This is a genomic window from Candidatus Polarisedimenticolia bacterium, from assembly GCA_036001465.1.
In the GTDB taxonomy this organism is placed as follows: Bacteria; Acidobacteriota; Polarisedimenticolia; order Gp22-AA2; family Gp22-AA2; genus Gp22-AA3.
Map to the genome: position 1 here is coordinate 75356 of DASYUH010000013.1, position 15973 is coordinate 91328.

The 15973-nt window shown below is 65.8% G+C and carries 14 protein-coding genes; all 14 read right to left on the reverse strand.

The window, feature by feature from the left end:
* Positions 1 to 35 precede the first annotated feature (35 nt).
* Positions 36 to 1952 (reverse strand): nucleoside-diphosphate sugar epimerase/dehydratase, encoded by a 1917-nt coding sequence (locus VGV60_02585; GenBank protein HEV8700137.1) that lies wholly within the window; start codon positions 1950 to 1952, stop codon positions 36 to 38.
* Between the two features lie 177 nt (positions 1953 to 2129).
* Positions 2130 to 2765, reverse strand: a complete 636-nt coding sequence (locus tag VGV60_02590; GenBank protein ID HEV8700138.1) for a sugar transferase — start codon at positions 2763 to 2765, stop codon at positions 2130 to 2132.
* The gene (locus VGV60_02595) at positions 2762 to 3928 is read right to left on the reverse strand and encodes a DegT/DnrJ/EryC1/StrS family aminotransferase (protein HEV8700139.1); all 1167 of its coding nucleotides are present in this window, start codon (positions 3926 to 3928) and stop codon (positions 2762 to 2764) included. Before VGV60_02595 ends, VGV60_02590 begins: the two co-directional genes overlap by 4 nt.
* Positions 3929 to 3931: 3 nt before the next feature.
* Positions 3932 to 5374: a hypothetical protein gene (locus VGV60_02600; protein HEV8700140.1), complete on the reverse strand. Its 1443-nt coding sequence runs from the start codon at positions 5372 to 5374 to the stop codon at positions 3932 to 3934.
* Complete coding sequence (locus VGV60_02605) at positions 5371 to 6402, reverse strand: glycosyltransferase family 2 protein (protein HEV8700141.1); 1032 nt, start codon at positions 6400 to 6402, stop codon at positions 5371 to 5373. Before VGV60_02605 ends, VGV60_02600 begins: the two co-directional genes overlap by 4 nt.
* Before the next feature lie 29 nt (positions 6403 to 6431).
* Entirely contained in the window at positions 6432 to 6761 is a 330-nt protein-coding gene (locus VGV60_02610; protein HEV8700142.1) for a hypothetical protein, read from the reverse strand.
* Positions 6762 to 6830: 69 nt separating this feature from the next.
* The gene (locus tag VGV60_02615; GenBank protein HEV8700143.1) at positions 6831 to 8000 is read right to left on the reverse strand and encodes a glycosyltransferase; all 1170 of its coding nucleotides are present in this window, start codon (positions 7998 to 8000) and stop codon (positions 6831 to 6833) included.
* A 70-nt stretch (positions 8001 to 8070) separates the two neighbouring features.
* Positions 8071 to 9345: a tetratricopeptide repeat protein gene (locus tag VGV60_02620; protein HEV8700144.1), complete on the reverse strand. Its 1275-nt coding sequence runs from the start codon at positions 9343 to 9345 to the stop codon at positions 8071 to 8073.
* A 67-nt stretch (positions 9346 to 9412) separates the two neighbouring features.
* Positions 9413 to 10993: an O-antigen ligase family protein gene (locus VGV60_02625; GenBank protein ID HEV8700145.1), complete on the reverse strand. Its 1581-nt coding sequence runs from the start codon at positions 10991 to 10993 to the stop codon at positions 9413 to 9415.
* Between the two features lie 18 nt (positions 10994 to 11011).
* Positions 11012 to 12154, reverse strand: coding sequence for a sugar phosphate nucleotidyltransferase (locus VGV60_02630; protein HEV8700146.1), 1143 nt, complete (start codon positions 12152 to 12154; stop codon positions 11012 to 11014).
* Complete coding sequence (locus VGV60_02635) at positions 12075 to 12758, reverse strand: glycosyltransferase family 2 protein (GenBank protein ID HEV8700147.1); 684 nt, start codon at positions 12756 to 12758, stop codon at positions 12075 to 12077. The genes VGV60_02630 and VGV60_02635 overlap by 80 nt, the downstream gene beginning before the upstream one ends.
* Positions 12755 to 13720 (reverse strand): SDR family oxidoreductase, encoded by a 966-nt coding sequence (locus tag VGV60_02640; protein ID HEV8700148.1) that lies wholly within the window; start codon positions 13718 to 13720, stop codon positions 12755 to 12757. Before VGV60_02640 ends, VGV60_02635 begins: the two co-directional genes overlap by 4 nt.
* Entirely contained in the window at positions 13717 to 15015 is a 1299-nt protein-coding gene (locus tag VGV60_02645) for a UDP-glucose/GDP-mannose dehydrogenase family protein (GenBank protein ID HEV8700149.1), read from the reverse strand. The genes VGV60_02640 and VGV60_02645 overlap by 4 nt, the downstream gene beginning before the upstream one ends.
* Complete coding sequence (locus VGV60_02650) at positions 15012 to 15971, reverse strand: GDP-mannose 4,6-dehydratase (protein ID HEV8700150.1); 960 nt, start codon at positions 15969 to 15971, stop codon at positions 15012 to 15014. Before VGV60_02650 ends, VGV60_02645 begins: the two co-directional genes overlap by 4 nt.
* Positions 15972 to 15973: the final 2 nt, after the last annotated feature.

The following is a 15973-nucleotide window of genomic DNA, read 5'->3' on the forward strand; positions in this document are numbered from 1 at the left end:
AGTGAGGTTAAAGGAGGTCACGATCACCGGCGGGTTCAGATCTGGGCATCCAGGCGTCTCTTGGGAAAGAGATCCACGACCTTCTGCCCGGGGATCCCGGACATCCGGGGGGGCATCGCGACGTCCGGAACATAATCGGGCACCAGCCTTCTCAGGACAGCCAGTACCTCATCGGAGCGTCCTTCGAGCGCCCCTTCTTCCAGCGCTTCGAGGTCACTCCATTCGCCTCGGCCCAGTGGTTCCACCCCGGTCAGGATCATGATCTTGTCATTGGACGTCGGAAGCGCCTCCTCCGCGTCGTTCTTGAGCTCCTCGTGAAGCTTCTCTCCGGGACGCAGTCCCGTGAAAACGATCTTGATGTCCTCGTCCGGCCGCAGGCCCGAAAGCTCGATCATATTCCTGGCCATGTCCACGATTCGGACGGGCTGGCCCATCTGCAGGAGGAAGGTCTCGTTCCCCTCCCCCATGGCCCCCGCCATGAGAACGAGCTGGACGGCCTCGGGAATGGTCATGAAGTAGCGCGTCGCCTCCGGGTGGGTGATCGTGACGGGCCCGCCAGCGGCGATCTGCTTGCGGAAAGTCGGAACCACCGATCCGTCGCTGCCCAGGACGTTTCCGAAGCGCACGGCGATGAACCGGGTCGCCTCGGTCCCGAGACTCTTGACCAGGCGCTCCCCGAGACGTTTGGTGGCCCCCATCACGCTCGTCGGACGGACCGCCTTGTCGGTCGAGATGTAGATGAGACGCTCCACCCCGGCATCGATCGCCGCCTGCGACAGGATGCGCGTGGCCAGGACGTTGTTCTTGATCGCCTCCACCGAATTGCCTTCCATCAAGGGCACGTGCTTGTAGGCGGCCGCGTGGAACACCACCCGAGGCCGGTGCTCCTCGAAAAGCCGGGCCAATCGCCTCTGATCGAGCACGTCCCCGACGGCCGCGACGAGGTTTAGAAGGGGGTGGCCCTCGCGCAGCTCGGCCTCGAGATAGAACAGGTTGTTCTCGTTGCGATCGAGGACGACGAGCAGATCCGGCTCGTAGGACGCGATCTGACGCGCCAGCTCGCGCCCGATCGAGCCGGCGGCGCCGGTCACCAGCACCCTCTTTCCGCTCAGGCTCATCCGGAGCATCTGGTTGTCCAGGCTCACCACCTCGCGCCCGAGCAGGTCCTCCAGGTCGACCAGCCGGATCTGGCTGACGCGCGCCGCACCGCGCTGCAGCTCGCCGCGGGTCGGGACCGTCCGGAAACGCGCCCCCGTACGCCGGCACACGTCGAAGATTTCCCGCATGGCGTTCCCCGACGCCCCCGGAATGGCGATGATCACTTCGCGGGCGCCGTACTCCTCGATCGTTTTCTCAAGGGACCGGGTGTCTCCCAGGACCGGCACACCGTGGATCACGATGCCAATCTTCTCGACGTCGTCATCGACGAAGCCGATCGGGTTGTAGTCGAGGTGGGGCGTCTTCTTCAGTTCCCTGAGCAGCGATTCCCCGGTGTCGCCGGCCCCGACGATCAGCGTCCTGCGTCCGGAGCTCCGCCGGCGCGCCGAGAAGAACTCGAAATGGAATCGGGGCCCCAGACGCAGCAAGCCCGTCAGCATCAGGAGGAGCACCGAGTTGATGATGACCACGGCGCGCGACAACCCGACGAAGCCCAGTGCGTAGAACAGGATGATCACACCGGCGGTTCTGTAGGCGACAGCCCGCACCAGGCGGAGCAGGTCATCGAGGCCGGTATACTTCCAGTAGCTCTGGTACAGACCCATGACATAGAACACCACGGGCGTCAGGATCAGATCGATCAGGAGCAGCTCGCTGGCGCGGAATGCGGGATCGGTGATGCTCGCCCACTTGAAGTCGAACCGCAGGGCGAGGGCCAGCACGTTGGCGAGCAGGACGGCAAGCACATCGCCCGCCACGAAAAGCAGTTTCGTCCGGTGCCGGTTCAGCCTCATTCTACCGTTGAGCCTCGCCTGCGAAGGCCTCGGCGGCGCGCTCGATCCCGTTGCTTCATCGTATTTGGAGGGCAGCCTTTATATACCGTCGTATCAATGCCTTGTCAACAAAAACCCGTGGCGGGCAAAGAGAATCGGCAGACCGAAGCAGGGCGGTTCAGCAGTGTAATGGCCGCTTCAGGGCCTGCCTGGCCAGATTACGACTCCGATCGTCTTCAGGACTAGGAGCAGGTCGTAGCCCAAGCTCGCCCGGTCAATGTAGGCCAGGTTCATTCCCAGCTTTTTGGGCAGGATGGTTTCCAGGTAATACCGCTCCCTGGACTGATCGGGGACGGAACCCAAGAGCGCCTCCTCGTCCCGGAACAGGACGCTCGCCGGGTCGGTGAGTCCCGGGCGGGTGTCCAGGACTCTCCGCTGCTCAGGAGCATAGCGTGCAACGTACGGCGGGACCTCCGGACGCGGCCCTACCAGGGACATGTCCCCCGCCAGGACATTGACCAGCTGTGGCAGCTCGTCCAGCTTCAGGGAGCGAAAAAATTTCCCGACCCGGGTCACGCGCCGGTCGCCGGCGCCGGTGAGGGGGAGGCCCTTCGAGGCGTCCTTGCACATGGTCCTGAGCTTCAAGAGTCTGAACGGGCGTCCGTCCATGCCGATCCGCTCCTGGGCGAAGATCACAGGAGACCCTGAAGTCATGAGGATAACGGCTGCGAGCAGAAGCAGGATAGGGGTCAGGATCAGGAGGGCGGGTAGCGACAGCGCGATGTCCAGACTTCTCTTCATCGCCCCCCGGCAGTAGGCGCGCCCCGCGCTCATCTCCGGTGCTGCCGGACCAGATCCAGGAGAGTCCCGACGACTCTGTCCTGGGCCGCCCGAGTGAGGCCCGGGTAGAGCGGCAACGAGATGGCCCGCGCCGATTCCCGTTCGGTGTGCGGAAAGTCGCCTTGGCGGTACCCGAATTCCCGGCGGTAGAATGAGTGGAGATGGAGGGGTAGGAAGTGCACACTGGTGCCGATTCCCTTCTCCCTGAGTAGATCGATCACTCGATCACGGCCGCTACGCAGTACGCCGGGGCGAAGCCGCAGGACGTACAGGTGCCAGGCGTGGACTACCCCAGGCTGCTCAACCGGCAGCTCGAACGCGTCGCAGCCGGCCAGAAGAGTGCTGTAGCGCCGGGCCAGCCATCGCCGACGGGCCTGGATGGACGAGAACTTGCCGGCCTGCGCCAGTCCCAGGCCCGCCGCCAGGTCGGTCATGTTGTACTTGAACCCGACCTCGACCACATCGTATCTCCAGGAGCCCGCGCGCGTGTAGCGCTTCCAGGCGTCGCGCGACAGGCCGTGGAGGCTGAGTCGGCGCACGCGCGCGGCCATCTCCCGGTCATCCGTCGTGACCATGCCCCCCTCCCCGGTCGTCAGGTTCTTGGTGGCATAGAAGCTGAAACAAGTGAGGTCGGACAGCGATCCTATCGGACGGCCCTCTACCCGGGCCCCCAGGGCGTGCGCCGCGTCGTCAATCACCGTGAGCCGGCGCCGACGGGCGAGCCCGATCAACGCCTTCATGTCGCAGGGGAGTCCCGCGATGTGCACCGGCACGATCGCCCGGCTGCGGCGCGTCACCGCCGCCGCGACGGCCTCGGGATTGACGTTCAGAGTGACAGGGTCGATATCGGCCAGCACGGGGCGTGCGCCGAGATACAGAATCGCCTCCCCCGTGGCCGCAAAGGTGTACGGGCTGGTGATCACCTCGTCGCCACGGCCGACGCCCGCTGCGGCCAGGGACAGATGCAGGGCTGCGGTGCACGAATTGACTGCCACGGCGTGCCGGGCGCGCACCAGGCGGCGGATATGCTCCTCGAACATCGCGACCTTCGGGCCCGTCGTCAGCCACCCGGATCGGACCGCGTCGGTCACCTGCCGGATCTCCTGACGGCCCGTCCACGGCAGGCAGAAGGGGATGTACCCGGATGCGCGCGCCACCACCTACCCCTCCGCCTCTTTCCCGAACAGGTTCTCGATCGCGCCCCGGCGAAAACCCAGGGGCAGGTTCGAGATCACCCAACGGTATTTCCCGGACGCCCCGATGGGAATCTCCTCCACCAGCTCGACCCGGATCTGCATGCCTTGCCCCACCCGGCGCTGCATTTCGCGGAGCAGGTGTCGCGTGTCCTCCTCGCCGTAGCCAGGCCTCGGCACGATGCGGATGAGCAGCCGGTCCAGCGCCTCCTGCACGATCTGGCTCTTCTCCACGCGATCCAGCGGTTTGAACGGGTGCGTCAGGGTCGAGGAGGATATCAGACGCCCGTCGGGCGCCACCACGATGTCCTCGGCCTTGGTGGTCACCGGATCGAGCCGCGGGAGCCTCCGTCCGCAGGGACAACCCTCCGGGCGGAGGGCGGAGACGTCACCCATCTCATAGCGCAGGAGCGGCATGGCGCGGTTCACCAGGCCTGTGCCGAGCAGCCGGCCGTGGCGGCCAACGGGGAGTGGCTCTCCCCCCTCATCGACGATTTCCGCGATGCCCATCTCCGCGTGCAGGTGGTAGCCGTTGCTCCTGCCGCACTCCCCAGCGAAGAGGACCGCCTCCGACATGCCGTAGTAGTCCAGGACCTTACTGCCGAAGACCTTCTCCATGAGCTCGCGCTGGATGGGCAGGAGGGTCTCTGAGGAGGTGACCAGGTGGCGGAGCGGCAGTCGTTCCCCGCGCTCCTCGAGAAAGCGCGCCAGGATGTACCCCGTGGAGGGGTAGCATTCCAGGGCCTCGATCCCGAAGGCGCGCATGGCGTCCACGTAGGCGCCGATGTTTGCGGCCTTGAGGTGGAAAGAGGAGAACAGAACCTGGTTCCAGGGGCGATTCCATCTCCAGAAGGGCGACCCCGTCTGCTGGAGCGGCACGACGACACGGCCGAGCAGGCTGGCGTACCGCGTTCCGAATCGGAACCCGGACCAGGCCCGATGCCTCCACAGAACGGCATTCCAGAGGACATCGGTCTCCCGGTCCCACAGGACCGTGAACGAGGCGCCGGTCGTTCCCGAGGTCGGAGACTCCTTCAGGCTCCCCGCCCGGACGCCCCGGGCCAGGAAGGCGCTCGCATCCCTGCGGATGAGATCCTTGGTGACGATCGGGAGCTTGTGCAGATCCCTCCGGGTCGCCACGTCGGCCGGTCGCAGCCGCCGCTCGTCCATGGCCCTGCGATAGAAAGGGACACGTTCATAGCAGTGAGCGACCAGCGACGCCAGCGCCCGATCCTGGTAGTCCCCCAGCTCGCCCGGCCCCCATCGTTCCGAGCGCTCGAAGAGTTCGACCCACCTATCGTAGTCCCGGTTGAAGCGCTGGCGACGGATGCGGCGGCCATAGAGCGAAATGTAGGCGTTTTGGAGGAAGACCGGACTGCGTGCGTAAATCGTCTCCAGCCGCGGATTCACGCCGACACGTCCTCGTTCGCCGCGGGCATCGTCCGGCCGTCAGGTCGGGCGCGCCATTTCGTCATGAAGCGCACCATGCCCACCAGGAACCCCAGCCCGTACGCCAGGTGCAGGAGGGCATAGACGAACGGGAGAAGCGGCACCACGGGCCATCCCGCGCTCCTCCCAGCCGAGAGCGCCGCGGCGACGCTCGCCACCGCGTAGGCCAGAGGAACGGCTCCCCAGAGCGGGACGGCGTCCGGCGCGCTCCACGCGACTGCGGCCGAAAGAACGAGCGCCGCCACGAAGGCCGGCGGCACCAGATGGCGAAGGCGGACCTGGCGCGGGTGTTTCTGCATCACCCGGACCTTCCAAAACCCGTACTGGAAGTACTGCCGCCACAGGGAGCGCGGAGTCCCGCGGACGGTGTAGGAGGACCTGATTCTCGGGCTGAGGAGGACGCGCCCCCCCCGATCCAGCAGCCGGTAATTCAGCTCATCGTCCTGGTCACGCACCATCTCCTCGTCAAACAGGCCGATCCGGTTGAGGGTCTCCCTGCTCCAGGCCCCCAGGTAGACCGTGTCGACCCATTCCTCGGATTCCGAGTAGTGAAAGCGCGCGCCGCCGACGCCGAAGGGAGAACCCGTCGCGGCGGCGACGGCTTTCCCGAACCGGCCTTCACCGACGGCCCGCATCGGTCCGCCGACATTGTCGGCCGCAGATCGCCGGAGGGCCGCCAGGCACTCGGTGACGTAGTCCGGCGCGACAACCGTGTGCCCGTCCACGCGAACGATGACGTCTCCCCGTGCCTCCCTGATGGCGCGGTTCAGCCCGGTCGGCACGATGCGGGAAGGGTTGTCGATCATCTTCAAGTTGGGGTGATGGGCCATCCGTTCCCGCACAATGGCTCGCGTTTCGTCATCGGACATCCCGTCCGCAACGATGACCTCGAGCAGTCTCGAGGGGTAATTCTGGCTCAGTACCGCCGCCAGACTGCGCCGGAGAGACGCGCCCTCGTTACGTACCGGCATGACGATCGTGGCGGACATTCCGGGTGCCCCCCCCTCAACGCTTCCGCTCAATGGCGCCTCCACAGGCTCTCCAGCTTCTTCGCCGCGAAACGCGCCAGCATCCCGACGTGCTCCGGCCGAGCGCGCGGGAGGTTGGACTCGAGCTCGCGCCAGAGCCCTTTTCTCAGGTGGACCACCAGCCAGAGCACGGGCGCCATGGCCGTGTGCCGCCGAAACAGAGCGCACTCCACGCGGGGGCCGCACAGGGGTGTTTCCAGGTTGCCGAACACGAGGTCTCCCGAACGCAGGACCGGGCCGACCTCGTCGGGCATGCCGATCGGGCCGAGGTCCGGTCGGTGCCGCCTCGCCCCATCTCCCGAAAGCATCAAGTCGCCCACGGCCGCCAGCCGGCAAGAGGGGCTCTCGCGTGGCCCCTCTCGTTTGTACGGAGTGCGATGCATCGGCCGCTATCTCACCTCGATGAAATCGCCCCGCAGCCGGCGTCCCCGCGCGCTCGATCCCGCCGCCTCCAGCAACCGCAGCAGGACCTGCTCGACCTCGGACACAAGTCGCTCGACGGAGTATCCGTCGGTGATCCGTTCCCTTCCCGCGCCGCCCATCGATGAGCGCAGAGCGGCATCCCCGGCCAATTCTACAACGCGGTCTGCCAGCGCCCGGGCATCACCGGGATCCACCAGGTACCCGGTCACGCCGTGCGCCACCAGCTCACTGCATCCCCCCACGTCGGTGCACACGCAGGGGAGTCCCGCTACCATGGCTTCCATCAGGGCATTGGGCAGCCCTTCGATCCTGGACGAGAGGACGAACAGGTCGAACCCGGCGAGCAGAGTCCACGCGTCGTCCCTTTCCCCGAGCAGGGTGAACCGATCTTCTACCCCATGGTCGTGGATGGCTGTCCGCACGGCCTGCTCGTCGGGCCCTCCGCCCACGATGCAAAATCGCAGCCGTGCCGCCGCCTTGCAGAGAGACGCGGCGCGGACCAGCATCGTGAGGTTCTTTCTCGCGGCGAGCCCGGCGATCGTGCCCACCACGATCTCGTCCTCGGTCGCTCCGATGAGTTGCCGTGCTGAGTGCCGTTCGACAGGACCCGGGTGGGGCCGGATCGCGACCGCGTTTCGGATCGTGATGATCTTGTCCTCCGGCAGCCCCGTCCGGTCGATCAGGTCGCGCCGGATCGCCTCGGCGTTGCAGATCACGCATTCGGTGAAGCGAATCAGCACGCGTTCCAGGACTCCCATGCGCCTGGACATGTATACGTTGCGCTCGCCGGTGACCAGAATGGGCACGCCAGCCAGCAATCCAGCCAGGCGGGCATAAGCGTTCGCCTCGTAGTTGAACGAGTAGACCACGTGCGGCCGGATCGCCCGGAAAATCCGGACCATTCCGGCAAGACGACGCCAATCCAGGTGGCCGCGGCGGCCCATCTCCACGACGCTCACGCCGGACCGCCGCAAGGCTTCGGCCCACTGTCCGCCGCGGGTCATCGATACGACGACGACCTCGAATCGGCTCTGATCGAGACCCGTCGCCAGCAGGTAGACCTGCCTTTCCAGGCCGCCCAAGGCGAGTTGCCCCACGACCAGGCAGATCCGGTGGCGCCCCCTGGGTGCGCTCACCGCCGCAACCGCGCCGGCTCCCACGGACCCAGGCCGTCCACGGGGATCGCCGTACCCTGGCCGAACGGGCTCAAGGAATCTCCAGTCCGAGAGCCGCGCACTGCTCGCGATAGGCGATCTCGTCGGGCGCCATCAACTCGAGGTTCGAGCAGATATCGGCGAGGGGCCGAAGCTCGCGGTGGCGCGTGTAGAATCCGAGCAGCGCAGCCCAGGCCACGGTGCTCTTCGGGTTGATCTTCGCAGCGGCGACGAATTGCCGCTCGGCTTCCTTGACCTGACCGGCCTTCTCGAGGGCTTCGCCGAGGAAATGGAAGAACCTGATGTCCTGGGGGTCCTTCTCACGGGCCCGCCTGAATTGATCGATCGCGCCCTGGAGATTGCCCAGGGCCGTCTGCGCGAACGCCATGTGCACGTGCGGCGACGGGCTCTCAGGCAGGCAGCGGGTGGCTTCCTGCAGGTGGCGCAGCGCCGCCTGGTGATCGCCCAGCTCATAACTGGCGATGCCGAGATAGTACTGCGCCTCGTAAAGATCGGGAGACAAAGCGACCGCACGACTCAAAAAGTCGATGGCCCTTCGCGCCTGGCCGTTGCGCCATAAGAGCACGCCTACCTCGCTCTCGATCGTTCCCGGCGGGATCATCGACTCCTGCCGTCGCGAGTCCTCGAATCCGCGGATGGCCGCCTCGAGAAGCTCGGGAGCAGGATCGGGAACCATGAGATATCTGTGAGCGCCCAGAACGGGATAAGCGGCCACGGAGCGGCGGCAATAGGTGGCCGCGGTGTCGATGTCACCCATATCCATGAATTTCTCTGCCAGGAGATCATGATAGATGTAATTGTTGGGCTCCAGGCGGGACGCCGTTTCCAGCGCAGCCAGGCCGAGGCGATCTTCGGGCAGGAGAACGGCCATCGGGTCCTCGGAAAGCGAAGAGAGGTCCAGGGTTGTGTTCTGGCGCCGGAGCCTCGCCGCGTGGAAATAGTTGTCCGAGGCCAGCGACCAGACGTATGCCTTGAAGGGCGTCTCGGCGACCCGGCGCGCCACGAGCTGCAACGCCGTGCTCACCGCCTTCTCGGGAGGCAGGGCCGTCCTGACGCGAATACCCGCCCAGGCCTGGTCCAGGCCGAAAAGCAGCAGTTCGATTTGGTCGGTCTCCAGGGTTTCGAGGTCGCCTCCCAGGGCCATCGCACGATGGTAGCCGTTCCACGCCCGCTCGTGATCGTTCCTGAAAAAGGCCCTTTCGCCGCGGAGGCGCAGGATGCCCGCAGCGCTTTGGCCGACGAAGTAGGCGCTCTCCGCCAGCAACAGGACGGTGAAGCACGTCAGCAGGAGAATCTTATGGGCCATCGGGATCACACGATTGTCATGAGCGCCGGAGCTCTGAATATACGGTGCCTCTGTCGGGCCGGCAATCCTATTCGGCCCAAGGGCCATTGATGGCCTGGACCGGGGGACGTCCGGGGCCCGTGTCGCGGGTCCGGTGCAGCGCCACGATCAACCCGCCGAGAAGAGCGCACAAGAATCCGTTCGCGCCGATTTGGAGGCAGAAATCGACGCTCGAGTGAAGGGCAATGCTCAAAAGTGAGACGGCCATGCCGACCCGAAACAGGTCGACGGGTCTTTCCCGGCCAAGCAGGGCAGGCCACCAGTATCTCCGAATGAAATTCCCTGAGCCCAGAACGAACAGCAATCCCCCCGCGATTCCAGTTTCCCACAGTAGCTGGAGGTAGTCGTTGTGCGTCCTGTCCCACCGCCCCTGCGAACCAGCCGGCGACACTGGTGCGAAGCTGTCCTCGAAGGTTCCCAGGCCGGAGCCGACCCAGGCATACGCCGGCAGCTCGCGTATCACGCGCTCCCAGATGATGACCCGCAGCCGGAAAGAGGACTCGCCCGAAAGGTTGGCGTAGGTCCCCAGCTGCTTCTTGACGGCCTCGGCGCCAATCAGGGCGATCATCGCGATCACGACTGTTGGAAGCGCCACGACGATCGACACCCGGACGAGCCGCGACGCGATGCGCCGGCACAGCAGGATCAGCAGGACCGCCCCGCTGATGAAAGCGGACAGAATCCCCCCCCGGGAGAGCGAGGTCAGCAGGGCGACGATCAAGATGACCGCCGCGAAGGTGGCCAGGGTCCCCTGACTCAGACGGCCCCTCTCCTCATTCGAGCCCTCCGGAAGAGCGTCGCTCCAACCGTCCCTTGGCGCGGTGGATGCCGCCTTGAATGACGGCGTGCGTCTGTTGTCCACTAGCCAGAAGGCAAGGCTGAGGGCCACCGGGATGATCATTTCGACGTACCCGGCAAAGTGATTATGATTGACGAAAGGACCAAAGGCCCTGGGCATCGTCTCGGGCCCACTGGGGACGTTGCGCACCCAGTAGATCCTTCCGTTCCAAGTCAGGAGCTGGACCAGGCCGAAAACCGCCACCAGGAAACCAACGACCGTCACCGCCTTCAGGATGGAGGTGGCCCTCCCGCCGTCGACCCAGCATGCGACCAGGAAGAAAAGCGCGACCAGGGTCCCGAGTTGGACGACCTTCCCGCGGGTCCGGCCGGGATTCACGCTGATCGGCCGCCGGGCACGCTCCTCGAGTTGGAGCAGAGAATCCTGGCGGCCCGCCCTCGCCTCGGTCGCACCGGTCTGCACGCTTTCCCAGCCCTTGAGGTCGACGCTCGCATACATCCGCGCCGATCCCGGCGAGATGTCCTCGAGCCATGACAGCGGCAAAGGCACCATCTGCAGAATGGTCAGGAGCAGGAACATGCCGATCGGCAGTCCCATGCCCAGGAGCGCCGGTCCCCTTCGCGGCGGGGCGCCGGGAGTGGTCTCGCCGGATGGCCAGAGGCGAGAGAGGGCGAAGATCAGGACGATGGTGACGATGCCCCATTCCATGAGGGCGATCGACCAAGGCTCCACCGTGCCGAAGGCGAACGGGGTGAAGACGATGAGCGCCACCAGGCCCCAGTGGATGATCCTGTCGCACACGGCGTGCATCACGGACGCGTCTCCTCTTTAACGGCAGGCCCCCAGAGGCCTTCGCAGATCATGCACCACTTCGCGCACTCTCTGGGCAGCGTCCCGGTGACAAACCAGGAGCACACCTTTCGAGTGCACGGCCACGATGTCCTTCACGCCAACGAACACCGTCAGGCCGTTCTCGTTGACTCCCAGGCACCGTTCGGCGTCCAGCGCCAGAATCCTCCCGATCGCGGAATTGCCCCTGTTGTCCGCCGGGAGCAGCCCCCCCAGCGCATCCCAGTTGCCCACGTCCGACCAGGCGAACGGGGCGCGCAGGACCAGCACATTATTGGAGCGCTCGAGGACGGCCCGATCGATCGGAACGCGCGGAAGGCTCCTGAGCACGGATGCCGGTATTCTCCACTCGCCCCCAGGCACGCGGCGCGTCCATTTCTCGAGCGGGGTCGCGATGTCCGGCCTGTGGCGGGCGAGCTCTCCCAGAATCGTCGAGGCCTTCCAGAGGAATATGCCGCTGTTCCACAGGTAGCGCCCCGAGCGCACCATTCGGGCCGCCTGTCGCGCCCCTGGTTTTTCGATGAAGGCCTGCACTTCATGTGCGCCCTTCCCTGTGCCGGTCCCGGCCGCGAGGATGTAACCGAAACCGGTCTGCGGCGACCTCGCCGGCACACCGATCGTTATGAGCCCGGCGGACCGCCTCACGATGTGGATCCCCCGCCTCACCGTCGCGCGAAAGGCGGAGACGGGATGGATAGCGTGATCGGCCGGCAGCACGATCATGATCGCATCGCCATGCTTCCGGCGCAGCCAGTGGGCCGCCAGCGCGATGGAGGCCGCCGTGTCCCGGCTGGTTTCTTCAACCAGGATCTGCCCCCTTGGGATCCTGGGGACCTGCCGTCGTACCCAGCCAACCTGGGCGACGCCGGTCACCACGACGACGCGGGAGGGCCCGACCACAGGCACGATCCTGTCGTACGTTCGGCGGAACAGGCTCACGCCCTTGTCGAGGGGCAGGAATGGCTTCGGTGAACGAAGGCTCGCCAACGGCCAGAGGCGCGTTCCCCCTCCCCCGGCGAGGATCACGGCGAAAGCGCGGACCTCAGTCGAAGAACCGGTACCAGACGATGCACCCGATCGCGGTGATACCGTCCTTCCAGGTGATTTTCTTCCCCGATTCATAGCCCCGTCCGTGATACGACACCGGCACTTCGTAGACGCGGCAGCCCAGGCGCGCGACCTTGGCAGTGAACTCCGGCTCGAACCCGAAGCGGTTCGATCTCAGGTGGAGCCTCCGCAGCAAGTCTGCCCGGAACACCTTGTAGCAAGTTTCCATGTCGGACAGGTTCAGATTCGTGAACATGTTTGACAGCGTGGTCAGGAAACGGTTGCCCGCATAGTGCCAGAATAAGAGCACGCGGTGCATCTCGCCGCCGCCGAAACGGGATCCGTAGACCACGTCCGCCTGGCCCTCCAGGATTGGCTTCAGCAGTCGTGGATACTCCGCCGGGTCGTACTCCAGGTCGGCATCCTGGACAAGGACGATGTCCCCCGCGACCTTCGCAAAGCCCGTCCGCAGGGCGGCCCCCTTGCCTCGGTTCCTGTCGTGGTAGAGGACGGTGGTTCCGGGGGCGCGCAGGCCGCGCAGAATTTCCTGCGTCCCGTCCGTGGACGCGTCATCCACGACGATGATCTCCTTGTCGAACGCGATGTCCCCGACTCTTTCGAGGATGGTGCGAATCGTGGCCGCTTCGTTGAATACGGGGATGATTACGGAGAGCTTCATGGCCTGAACGCGGCAAGGGTGCGGCGCAGTCCTTCCTCCAAGGATACATGCGGCTCAAACCCCAGGTGCCGTCGGGCTTCCTGAATGTCTGCCAGCGAGTCCCGCACGTCACCCGGCCGCGGCCGATCGTGGACCGGCCGGACGGCGGACCCCGTCAGGCGTTCCAGGATTTGCAGGAGCTGCAGGAGGGTGACTCTCTCGCCGCAGGCGACGTTGTAGGCCCGGCCGGAAGCCAAACCGGACGCCAGACACGCCTTCAGATTGGCCTCGACGACGTTCTCGATGAAAGTGAAATCGCGGGACTGCAGTCCGTCGCCGAACACGATCGGCGGCTTGCCCGAGGTCACGGCGCTGAGGAAATTCGGCACCACCGCCGCGTACTGGGACGTCGGGTCCTGCCGGGGCCCGAAGACGTTGAAGTAACGCAAGGCGATTGCCTCCAGGCCGTACAGCCCGTGGAAGATACGGCAATAATTCTCTCCGGCAAGCTTGCTGACCGCATACGGCGACAAGGGCGCGGTCGGCATCGACTCGACCTTCGGCAGCTCCGGCGAGTCCCCGTAGACCGACGAGGACGAGGCGTACACAAAACGCCTGACGCCCGCATCGCGGGCCGCGACCAGGAGGTTGAGCGTACCGGTGGCGTTCACGTCGTGGCTGGACAGCGGGTCTTCGACGGATCGCTGCACGGAGGGCAGGGCCGCCTGGTGCATCACGTGGGTCACGCCGCGCACCGCCCGGCGCACCGTCGGGACGTCCCGGATGTCGCCCTCGATGATTTCCGGAGCGGGCGCCCCTGCAGCCCGCGCGCTCAACGCGCCTTCGAGGTTGCTCCGCCGGCCGGTCGAAAAGTCATCCAGGACAACGACGCTGTCGCCCCGCCGGAGAAGCGCTTCCACGATGCTCGAACCGATGAAGCCGGCCCCGCCGGTCACCAGGTAGCGGGTGGACGGGCCTGTCACCGCCCCACCCCCACGTACCGTATTCCCAGGTCCCGCATCTGGCCCGGCTCGTAGACATTGCGGAGATCGACCACGACCGGTGATTTGAGCGCCTTTTTCATGCGATCCCAGTCCAGGCTGCGGAACTGGTTCCATTCCGTGGCGATCACCAGGGCATCGCACCCGGTGGCCGCGTCGTAGGCGTCTTCGGTATAGTCGATCCCGGGAAGGACCTGGCGCGCCTCCGGCATGGCGACCGGGTCGAACGCGCGGACGCGCGCGCCTGCACGAACCAGGTCCAGGATGATGCGGAGGGCCGGCGAATCACGCGTGTCGCTGGTGTTGGGCTTGAATGAGAGTCCCAGGCAGCCGATGGTCCTCCCGCTCAGTCCGCCCACGGCTCGCGTGATCTTCTCCACCATGCGCCCGGCCTGGTACTCATTGGCCGCGATCACCGCATCGACGATGCGCGCCGGCACGCCGGCCTGCGCGGCCATGCTCGCCACGGCCCGCGTGTCCTTCGGGAAGCACGATCCGCCGAAGCCCGGTCCCGGATGAAGGAACTTGCGGCCGATGCGGTTGTCGAGTCCCATGCCGCGAGCCACCTCGTGCACGTCCGCCCCGACCGCCTCGCACAGGTTCGCGATTTCGTTGATGAAGGAGATCTTGGTGGCAAGAAAGGCGTTGCTGGCGTACTTCACCATCTCGGCGCTGACCACGTTGGTGATCACGAACGGCGTCTCGATGAGGTACAGAGGATTGTAGAGGTCCTTCAGGATGGCCACGGCCTGCGGGTCCTCCGCGCCGATGACCACTCTGTTGGGACGCATGAAGTCCTCGATCGCCGCCCCCTCGCGCAGGAATTCGGGGTTGCTCACCACGCTGAACGGTTCGCGGCCCGGCCGGTTCTCTTCGATCAGCTTGCGAATCATGGCCCCGGTCCCCATCGGCACGGTGCTCTTGGTCACGATCACCTTGTAGCCGTTGAGGTAGCGCGCGATGCCGAGCGCCACCTCCCGAACGAAGCTGAGATCGGCTCCGCCGCCCTCGGCCGGCGGCGTCCCGACGGCGATCAGGATGACGAGCGCTTTCTCCACCGCCGTCTTCATGTCGGTGGAAAAGCCCAGCCGGCCCTCCTTCATGTTGCGCCGGACCAATTCCTCCAACCCCGGCTCGTAGAACGGCACCTGCCCCTTCTGAAGGGAGGCGATTTTGGCAGCATCCTTGTCCACGGCGATGACGCTGACTCCGAATTCCGCAAAACAGGCGGCGCTGACCAGTCCCACGTAGCCCGTGCCCACGACGGCGATGTTCACGCGCGCACCTTCAATTCCCGGTACCACTCGACGAATCGCCCGATCCCATCCTCGATGCGTGTCTCCGGCTCGAAGCCCAGGAGGCGTCGCGCCTTGTCGACATCCGCATAGGTCACCACCACGTCGCCCGGCTGACCCGGCTCCGCCTCGATGACGGCCTTTCGCTTGAGATTCCTTTCCAGATGGGCGATCAACTCGTCGAGGCGGGTCGTTTGGGCTCCTCCCAGATTGATGATCTCGAACCCCTGCACGCGGTCGATCGCACGCAGGACGCCATTGATGATGTCGGTGATGAATGTGTAGTCGCGCCGCGTCGAGCCGTCGCCGAAGCGTGGCAAGGGGAGTCCCCTGTCGATGAGGCGCGTGAACTTGTGGATGGCCATTTCCGGGCGCTGCCGGGGACCGTACACGGTGAAGAACCTCAGCGCGAAGACGTTGAGCCGGTACAGCTCATGGTACGTCGCGCACAGCAATTCCCCCGCCCGCTTGGTCGCGGCGTAGGGCGAGATCGGCCGGTCCACCTCGTCCTTCTCGGAGAACGGCAGGCGGTCGTTGTTCCCGTAAACGGACGACGAGGAGCCGAAGATGAACTTGCCCGTGCCGTGGCGGCGACAGGCCTCGAGCAGCACCGCCGTACCGGTGACGTTGACGTCCGCGTAGAGGACCGGCTGCTGGATCGACGGGCGCACCCCCGCCCGGGCCGCAAGGTGGACGACGACGCTGATCGGGTGGGCCGTGAAGACCCTGTCGACCAGCGCCTCATCCCGGATGTCCCCTTCCACCAGTGAGAATCCGGGACGCGTCTTGAGGGACTCCAGGTTGCGGTGCTTCACCTCGGGCAGGTAGAAATCATCGAAGTTGTCCAGAACGACGACTTCGCGCCCCGCCCTGTGGAGGGCCTCCACCAGATGAGAGCCGATGAAGCCCGCGCCGCCTGTCACCAGGATGTTCGACATGC

Bases quoted from the DNA above. Each gene is read 5' to 3' on its own strand.
- VGV60_02585 (HEV8700137.1), bottom strand. From the start codon at position 1,952: ATGAGGCTGAACCGGCACCGGACGAAACTGCTTTTCGTGGCGGGCGAT.
- VGV60_02590 (HEV8700138.1), bottom strand. From the start codon at position 2,765: ATGAGCGCGGGGCGCGCCTACTGCCGGGGGGCGATGAAGAGAAGTCTG.
- VGV60_02605 (HEV8700141.1), bottom strand. From the start codon at position 6,402: ATGTCCGCCACGATCGTCATGCCGGTACGTAACGAGGGCGCGTCTCTC.
- VGV60_02620 (HEV8700144.1), bottom strand. From the start codon at position 9,345: ATGGCCCATAAGATTCTCCTGCTGACGTGCTTCACCGTCCTGTTGCTG.
- VGV60_02625 (HEV8700145.1), bottom strand. From the start codon at position 10,993: ATGCACGCCGTGTGCGACAGGATCATCCACTGGGGCCTGGTGGCGCTC.
- VGV60_02630 (HEV8700146.1), bottom strand. From the start codon at position 12,154: ATGAATCGGGGAAGAAAATCACCTGGAAGGACGGTATCACCGCGATCG.
- VGV60_02635 (HEV8700147.1), bottom strand. From the start codon at position 12,758: ATGAAGCTCTCCGTAATCATCCCCGTATTCAACGAAGCGGCCACGATT.
- VGV60_02650 (HEV8700150.1), bottom strand. From the start codon at position 15,971: ATGTCGAACATCCTGGTGACAGGCGGCGCGGGCTTCATCGGCTCTCAT.